Below are 8,647 nucleotides of genomic sequence, written 5' to 3' on the forward strand. Positions count from 1 at the left end.
GGCGTGATTGCACTGAGCTTCGTGATCTGGGGCCTGAACGCATCAATGCTCAATCTGGGCACCTCGCGTGAAGTTGCCGAAATCGGCAGCCAAAGAATCACCCCGGTCGAACTGGACCGCGCCTTCCAGCGCAGTGTCCAGAATATGCGAAACATGTTCGGACCGAACTTTAACCAGCAGCAGGCCATCCAGATGGGCCTTCTGAACAATACGGTGCAGTCGCTCGTATCCCAGAAAATCCTGCGTGAAGATGCCAAGAATATCGGCATCGGCATCAGCGACGATAAAGTCCGCGAACAGATCTTCTCGTCTGACAGCTTCAAGGACCCGGCCACCGGGCAGTTCAGCCGTGACCGTTTCATGCAGGCGCTTTATCAGGCAGGCTACACCGAAAATGAATTCATCAATGGTGTGCGTGGTGACATGATGAGCCAGCAGGTCGTTGACAGCCTGACCAGCCCTGCCACCGTCCCGGACATCATGGCGCGTCAAATCGTTGCCTATCGTAATGAACAGCGCAGCGGGTCTTTCTTTGCGCTAAGCAAGGACGAATTTGCCAACATCCCGGTCGCCAATGACGCAACCCTTCGGGCCTATCACGAAGATAACGCCGCACAGTTCACCGCACCTGAAAGCCGCGATGTCACGCTGGCAACGCTGAGTGCGGCTGACCTGGTCCCGACCATCACCGTGACCGAGGAAGAAATCGCACAGTCCTATGCGCAGCGCGAACCGGAATTCCAGACCCCGGAAAAACGTACTGTCGAGCAAATCCTGTTTGCCCCGAACGAAGAACAGACTGCGCGCGAAGCCTATAACCGCCTGACGGAAGGTGCTGACTTCATGGCGGTTGCCGAAGATGCCGGCATGACTGAAGCCATGGTCAAACTTGGTGAATTCACCGCCAATGACATCTTGCCGGATCTGAGCGAAGCCACCTTTGCCCTTGAAGAGGGCGGCATCTCCGAACCTGTCGAAACAGCCCTTGGCTGGCACATTATCCGCGTTCCGTCCGTGACGCCGGGCAGCACGCAAAGCCTTGATGAAGTGCGTGACATCATTGTTGACGGGCTTAAGCAGTATAAAGCCGAAGACGCGATCTATGATCTTGCCGCCACCTTTGACGAAGAACTCGGTGCAGGCACCCCGATCGAAGACGCCGCACGTGATGTTGGTGCACGCACCTACAAGCTTGACGGTGTTGTTCGCGGCGAAGGCCTTGCTGGTCAAAACGTTGACGGCGCAGAAGAAATCAACGCCAAGATCTTCGAACTCGAAAACGGCGAGGAAAGCTTCCTTGAAGAAACCGCTTCGGGTACGCGCTATGTTGTTCGTGTTGAAAACGTAACCCCGTCGGCCCTGCGTCCTTTTGACGAAGTCCGCGACGAAGTTGTCGCCGCATGGACCGCCGAAGAACGCCAGCGCCTGATGATGGAAAAGGCCGAAGAACTGGCTGACAAAATCAACAATACCGGCGCGGATATCGCAACCCTTGCAGCCGACGACGCAACCACGGTTCGCGAAACCGGCATGACCCGTCGCACCGGCCGTGGCCTTGCTGATGATGTAAACCCGGCAGTTGCCGCGGCCCTCTTCACCCTCGAGGACGGCAATGCCAAAGCCATCCAGACCGGCGAAGACGTCATCTTGGTCAAGCTCGATGACATTCAGGCCGCCGACATCAACACGGCCGATGCCAAACCGGTAAATGACGAGCTCAAGGAAGCCCTGAACGAGGACATCCTTGCGCAATACCTCAACTACCTGAACGAGGAAATCTCGGTCAGTGTGAATAACAGCGTCATCAACGAGCTCTATACGCCGACCGCTGCAAACTGATAGGCAAACAAGGGCGACCGGGAAAATCTGGTCGCCCTTTTTCTATCTCGAAGACGATATAGCCAACCCGGCCAAGCCAAACCATCGGACAGACCATGGAAATCAAACCGGATTTCACCAGTTTCAAGCAAAACTACGATAACGGCATTTCGCAGGTTCTCTGGACCGCGCTCACAGCCGATCTTGATACGCCGGTCTCGGCTTTTCTCAAGATCGCCGAAGGCATGCCAAACACCTATTTGCTTGAATCTGTTGAAGGTGGTTCCGTTCGTGGACGGTATTCCTTCCTCGGCCTCAAACCCGATTTGATCTGGCGGTGTTTTGGCAACAAGGCCGAAGTCAATCGTCGTGCGATGGCCGATGCGGATGCCTTTGTGGCAGAAGCCGACGCACCGCTTGATAGCCTCAAGAAACTGATCGCCGAAAGCTACATCGAACTGCCTGACAACCTGCCGCCCATGAGCGCCGGTCTGGTTGGCTATATGGGCTATGACACCGTCCGTCTGATGGAAAAGCTGCCAGACAGCAACAAGGATGAGCTTGATGTGCCTGATGGCATCTTCATCCGCCCGACTGTCACGGCAAGTTTTGATACCATCGAAGACACGGTAACCGTGGTGACACCAGTGCGCCCGGAAAGCGGCATTTCGGCTGATGCGGCCTATGATCTGGCCTGTGCGCGTCTTAATGACGTGGTCCAGCAGTTCCAGCGCAATCTGTTTATCGACCGTCGCTCCAAATCCGTACCCGATACCCTGCCCGAACCAAAGGTCAGCGTTACCGAGGCCGGATTCCATGACATGGTCGAAAAGGCCAAGGACTATATCCGGGCGGGCGATATCTTTCAGGTTGTGCTGTCACAGCGCTACACGCTGCCCTATCAGCTCCCGCCCTTTGCCTTTTACCGGGCTTTGCGTCGGATCAATCCGTCGCCCTTCATGTTTTATCTGGATATCGGCGGTTTTCAGGTCGTCGGGGCCAGCCCGGAAATCCTGGTGAGGCTCCGCGACGGCGAAGTCACCATTCGCCCGATTGCCGGAACCCGCCGCCGCGGCAAAACGCCCGATGACGACAAGATCATGGCCCAAGACCTGCTTGATGATCCCAAGGAACGCTCGGAACATCTGATGTTGCTGGATCTTGGCCGCAATGATGTCGGGCGTGTCTCCAAACCGGGCACGGTGCGCGTCACCGACCGCGAACAGATCGAATACTATTCCCACGTCATGCATATCGTCTCTAACGTGGTCGGCCAGATTGACGAGACCAAATACGACGCCATGGATTCACTCAAGGCAGGCTTCCCGGCCGGAACCGTATCAGGGGCGCCCAAAGTCCGCGCCATGGAAATCATTGATGAACTGGAATCGGTGCGGCGTGGCATCTATGCGGGCTGTATCGGCTATATCTCGGCCGACGGTTCTATGGATACCTGCATTGCGCTCCGCACCGCCGTCATCAAGGACGAGAAAATCCACATTCAGGCCGGTGCCGGTGTCGTCGTCGACAGCAAACCGGAACTTGAACACAAGGAATGCCAGAACAAGGCCGGCGCGCTCATGGCCGCTGCCCGCGAAGCCCATCGCTTCGCCTGATCCGGTATCACGCAAACAAAAAGGGCTGCAGTCACATTCTGCAGCCCTTTTTTCGTGTCCGTCAGATTAACCTAGCCGGTCACACTTTGCATCGACCGGCGCAAAACATCCGTAATCGGCACCAGCACAAAGCCCTTGGCCTGAATTTCCGGGATCCATTTGTGAAGCGCCCCGATTGTCAGATCACGTGGATGGCCGATGGCGATGGCAAATCCCTGCTTGCGCGCGACATTTTCGGTACGCGCCAGCATATCGGCGATCTTGGCCGCATCATCGGCATCATCAATAAAGATGTCGCGCGTGATTGCCGGAACGCCAAAGCTGCTTGCCGTTGAATAGCCGACCGAGTCTGCGCTTGTACGGCTATCAAGGAACATCAGGCCGCGTGACTTCATGACTTCCATGACAACACGCATGCGCTCCGGGTCGGCGGTAAACTTGCTGCCCATGTGGTTGTTCACACCGACATAGCCATCAAAACGATCCAGCATCCAGGTCATCTCATTAAGGATCTTCTGGCGATCATAGCGCGCCAGCAAGGCATGCGGTCCCGGATCAATCGTGGCCGATGACGGTTCCATCGGCATATGCAGCATCACCTCGTGCCCGGCATTGCGCGCGGCATTGACCTGTGCCTGCAAATCCCGGGCATAGGGCAGATATGAAATCGTAATTGGTCCCGGCAGATCAACCGTCCGGGCGGTGCGTGGCTGATCCAGACCGGCATCGTCAATCACAATCGCGATCACTGGTTTGTCGCCGGTATCCTGTGTGAGTGCGGCATATTTCCGCCAAGGCTGATCTGCTGACGCAACCGCGCTTGCAGGACCATCATTGCCACTATCACCCGGAAGAATCTCTTCATCCCGTTTTGGCTTGCGTGACGCCGGAGAGGTTACAAAGTCCGATAATCCGCCTGTCCTCTCCTGCACATCCTCTGATGTCGGTTCGCCATTGTCGCTGACCAGATACCCGGTGCGTCCACGTTCCGAGACCGAAGCCTTATCAGAAAGCTTGTAATCCTTGCGCAGCATCGGGGTGGGTTCCGGCTCGGCCAGGGCATAGTTCGGTGCGCTTTGATCCGCTGCGCGGCCAAATTCGTCCGAGGCACGATCAAGCTCAAGCATGCTGCCGACCGCAATAATCGCCGACAATGTACCCGCGACAAAAGCCCCGCCCAGCATCAGACGTCCAATACCACCCGTTTTCTTTTTCGGGGCGGTCTTCTTACGGGTGGATTTCTTGGGTGCCGCCCTCTTACGTTTGGCGGTCGTTGCCCGGGTTGCCCGGCGTGCCACGCTGTGGTCTCCAGTATTCGTTTGCTGGGATGCTCGTAGCGGCTGTTTCGTTCACTGAACAACCGCTTCCCATATGGTGATTATACACCGATCTTGTCGGCATGATTTTAATCTTTTTAAAACGTCTCTGGTTAGCGCACGGTTAAAGGATTACCCCTTACGCGATCACGGACGCGCCGAAAGCGAAAAAAGCCTTGCTCTGCTTCTGCTTGACGTAGCGACAATGGCGTTTATTCTCTGCCGACCTTAATGTGCATGAGCCCGCTTTCTGATGTATCTCCTCATCGACAATTACGACAGTTTCACATTCAATTTGTGGCACTATCTGCGCGAACTCGGCCCCGAGGTCGAAGTGCGCCGCAATGATGAGATCAGCGTGGATGCGGCCATGGCGCTCAATCCCGAAGGCATTGTGATTTCGCCCGGTCCCTGTGACCCGGAACGGGCCGGTATCTGCCTTGATCTGATCAAGGCTGCGGCGGGCAAGGTCAAGCTTCTTGGGGTGTGTCTTGGTCATCAATCAATTGGTCAGGCCTTTGGTGGCAAGGTCATCCGTGCGCCCGAATGCATGCATGGCAAGACCGATGCCATGACCCATTCCGGCACCAGCGTTTTTGCTGGCCTGCCAAGCCCGTTTGAAGCCACCCGTTATCATTCATTGGTGATTGAGCGCGAAACTTTGCCCGACAGCCTTGAAATCACCGCCCAAAGCGGAGATGGTCTGATTATGGGCGTTCGTCATAAAACCCATCAAATTCATGGTGTCCAGTTCCATCCCGAAAGCATCGCTTCGGAACATGGCCACGCATTGCTTAAGAATTTTATCGACTATGCCGGTGCCTGACCGGCGCTGGACCGCAACCAAGGAAGACCCGATGTCGACTGATCATGATATGAAGCCTATTTTGGCCAAAGTCGCAGATGGCGAGAAACTGAGCGAAAGCATGGCCGAAGTGGCCTTTAACGTGCTGATGTCGGGTCAGGCAACGCCATCGCAGATGGGGGCTTTCCTGATGGGCTTGCGCCTTCGCGGTGAGACCATTGATGAAATCACAGGCGCCGCCCGTGTCATGCGTGAAAAGGCGACCGGCATCATCGCACCGGAAAACGCGGTCGATACCTGCGGTACCGGCGGTGATGGCAGCGGCACCTATAATATTTCGACCGGGGCTGCGATTGTTGCGGCCGCTGCGGGTGCCACCGTTGCCAAGCACGGCAACCGCGCGGCTTCATCCAAATCGGGTTCTGCCGATGTTTTGATGGCGCTTGGTGTCAATCTTGATGCGGATATGAAGCTTCTTGAAAAGGCGCTTCGCGACATCAATCTTTGCTTCATGATGGCAACCCGTCATCACTCGGCCATGCGCCACGTCATGCCGACCCGTGTTGAAATGGGCACGCGCACGATCTTTAACCTTCTCGGTCCTCTGGCCAATCCGGCCAAGACCAAACGTCAGGTTCTTGGTGTTTTTGCCAAACAGTGGGTTGAACCGATTGCCCATGTCCTGAACCGTTTGGGCTCGGTCCATGCCTGGGTTGTGCATGGCCATAGCGGCCTTGATGAAATCTCGACCACCGGGCCGACCTGTGTCGCCGAGGTCAAGGACGGCAAGGTCACCACGTTTGAAATCTCGCCAAGCGATTTCGGTCTTGAAACTGCGACCCTTGATGACCTCAAGGGCGGCGATGCCGATGTCAACGCCAAGGCAATTCTTGATCTGCTGGCCGCACAGAAAGGCCCGTACCGCGATATCGTTCTGATGAATGCCGGGGCAGCACTTGTGGTCACCGGCATTGCCAGTGATCTTGCAGATGGCATCAACAAGGCGTCTGATGCCATTGATAGCGGCAAGGCTGCCGAAACCCTGCAGGGCCTTGTAGCGATCACCAACGAAGGAAACCCGGCGTGAGCGACGTACTGACCAAGATCTGCAACGACAAGCGCGAACATGTCGCGGCCTGCAAGGCGCGCACGTCCCTTGCGACCCTTGAGGCCGAGGCAAAGACACAATCCGCCCCGCGCGGCTTTATCGCGGCCCTTGAAACCAGTGTTGCCGATGGCCGCTATGGCCTGATCGCCGAAATCAAGAAGGCATCACCTTCCAAGGGGTTGATCCGCCCGGACTTCAATCCGCCGGAACTTGCCAAGGCCTATAAGGCCGGCGGGGCAAGCTGCCTGTCGGTTTTGACTGACATCCCCTATTTCCAGGGCGATGACAGCTATCTGGTCGCTGCCCGTGCGGCCGTCGATCTTCCGGCCCTGCGCAAGGACTTCATGGTGGACCCCTACCAGGTGACCGAGGCACGCGCCCTTGGCGCTGATTGCATCCTTCTGATCATGGCAGCTCTTGAAGATAGCCTGGCTTCTGAGCTTGAAGATGCTGCGCACAGCCTTGGCATGGATGTCCTGATCGAGGTGCACAACGCCCCGGAACTCGAACGCGCCCTGAAACTCAAATCGCGTTTGCTTGGCATTAATAACCGCAATCTCAAGACCATGGAAACATCCCTCACCACGACCGAGGAACTGGCAAGCATGGTCGGTGATGATCGTTTGTTGGTCGCTGAAAGCGGCCTGTTTACCCCCGATGATCTTGCCCGCATGGCAAAGGTCGGCGCACAGTGCTTCCTGATTGGTGAAAGCCTGATGCGTCAGGACGACGTCGAAACCGCCACCCGCAACCTGCTGGGCCTTGCAGCCTGATTGGCAACTGACCTGAACGTGATCTGGATCGGACAGAAATAATGGCAGACAAGCTTTCCCATATTGATGCCGGTGGCAACGCGGTGATGGTTGATATTTCGGCCAAGGCAGAAACCGCGCGGACCGCCATTGCCAAAGCACGGGTTCTGATGTCTTCCGAAACGGCCAAGCTGATTGCGGATCGCGGTCATAAAAAGGGCGATGTTCTTGGCATTGCCCAGCTAGCCGGGATCATGGGGGCGAAAAAGACCCCTGATCTGATCCCGCTTTGTCATCCCCTGCCCCTGACCTCTGTCACGGTCGATCTCGAACTTGCCAGTGACGTTGATGCAGTCGATATCATCGCCACCTGCAAGACGACCGGCAAGACCGGTGTCGAGATGGAAGCGCTGACGGCGGCTTCGGTCTCTGCATTGACGGTTTTTGATATGTGCAAGGCTGTTGATAAAAGTATGAGGATTACTGATTTGCGGGTCACCCGGAAAGAAGGTGGCAAATCAGGGACCTTCACCGCAGATTAGTTTCCGGCTGCTTTCAAGCGTGCATTATTCAGATTTTTTAAATAAAGGCGGCGATTATTCGATTTAGGTTTTTAATCGCACAGACCCGCTTGACCGGCGAAAAGAACTAAAGTAGAACATTTGTGTATCCTTTTTGTTCTTTTTACAGGTTCGGGAAATATCATGCTGACGCGCAAGCAATATGAGTTGCTGGTCTATATAGACAATTACCTTCGCGATCACGGGATTTCGCCCTCTTTCGATGAAATGAAAGAGGCCCTGAACCTTAAATCCAAATCCGGCATTCACCGCCTGATCACGGGCCTTGAGGAACGCGGGTTCATCCGCCGCCTTGCACATCGTGCGCGCGCACTTGAAGTGGTCCGCCTGCCTGAAAACAATGAGGATGACGGGTCGGAAACTTCAAACAATGTGACCTCGATTGCCAGTGCGCGAAAGGCCCCGCATCGACCTGCAACCGTGCCAACCGCATTCTCCGAAGCCGGGGAATCCATCGGGCTGCCGCTTTATGGCCGGATTGCTGCAGGTACACCGATCGAGGCCCTTCGCGATCAAAGCACCATGGTGCAAGTCCCGGCAGCATTGCTTGGCACCGGTGATCACTATGCGCTTGAAGTATCGGGTGATTCGATGGTCGAGGCTGGCATTCTGGATGGTGATACCGTCCTGATCCTGCGTTGCGAGCAGGCC

At 56.0% G+C, this 8,647-nt stretch carries 8 protein-coding genes; 7 read left to right on the forward strand and 1 reads right to left on the reverse strand.

Going from position 1 to position 8,647, the window contains the following annotated elements; genetic code table 11:
• Both B2R48_RS17965 and trpE read left to right on the forward strand, forming a co-directional pair.
• Positions 1 to 1,839: peptidyl-prolyl cis-trans isomerase (locus B2R48_RS17965; RefSeq protein WP_297003200.1), on the forward strand; the 1,839-nt coding region annotated here is incomplete at its 5' end.
• Between the two features lie 95 nt (positions 1,840 to 1,934).
• Complete coding sequence (gene trpE / locus B2R48_RS17970) at positions 1,935 to 3,434, forward strand: anthranilate synthase component I (protein WP_297003201.1); 1,500 nt, start codon at positions 1,935 to 1,937, stop codon at positions 3,432 to 3,434.
• A 71-nt stretch (positions 3,435 to 3,505) separates the two neighbouring features.
• Here the strand turns inward: trpE and B2R48_RS17975 are convergent, their stop codons facing one another.
• Complete coding sequence (locus B2R48_RS17975; protein WP_297003202.1) at positions 3,506 to 4,732, reverse strand: divergent polysaccharide deacetylase family protein; 1,227 nt, start codon at positions 4,730 to 4,732, stop codon at positions 3,506 to 3,508.
• A gap of 271 nt (positions 4,733 to 5,003) precedes the next feature.
• On the opposite strand from B2R48_RS17975, the gene B2R48_RS17980 reads away from it, so the two are divergent.
• The 5 genes from B2R48_RS17980 to B2R48_RS18000 all read left to right on the forward strand — a co-directional run.
• Positions 5,004 to 5,576 carry an anthranilate synthase component II gene (locus tag B2R48_RS17980; RefSeq protein WP_297003204.1) on the forward strand — a complete coding sequence of 191 codons (573 nt, stop codon included), beginning with the start codon at positions 5,004 to 5,006 and terminating at the stop codon, positions 5,574 to 5,576.
• Between the two features lie 31 nt (positions 5,577 to 5,607).
• Positions 5,608 to 6,642: an anthranilate phosphoribosyltransferase gene (gene trpD / locus B2R48_RS17985; RefSeq protein ID WP_297003205.1), complete on the forward strand. Its 1,035-nt coding sequence runs from the start codon at positions 5,608 to 5,610 to the stop codon at positions 6,640 to 6,642.
• Positions 6,639 to 7,436, forward strand: a complete 798-nt coding sequence (gene trpC, locus B2R48_RS17990) for an indole-3-glycerol phosphate synthase TrpC (protein ID WP_297003207.1) — start codon at positions 6,639 to 6,641, stop codon at positions 7,434 to 7,436. The genes trpD and trpC overlap by 4 nt, the downstream gene beginning before the upstream one ends.
• A 41-nt stretch (positions 7,437 to 7,477) precedes the next feature.
• Positions 7,478 to 7,957: a cyclic pyranopterin monophosphate synthase MoaC gene (gene moaC / locus B2R48_RS17995; protein ID WP_297003209.1), complete on the forward strand. Its 480-nt coding sequence runs from the start codon at positions 7,478 to 7,480 to the stop codon at positions 7,955 to 7,957.
• Between the two features lie 162 nt (positions 7,958 to 8,119).
• Positions 8,120 to 8,647 (forward strand): LexA family protein (locus tag B2R48_RS18000; RefSeq protein WP_297003211.1); only part of this gene is annotated, 528 nt, incomplete at its 3' end.

Origin of the sequence: Thalassospira sp. UBA848 (assembly GCF_002295455.1) — a bacterium.
Taxonomy (GTDB): Bacteria; Pseudomonadota; Alphaproteobacteria; order Rhodospirillales; family Thalassospiraceae; genus Thalassospira.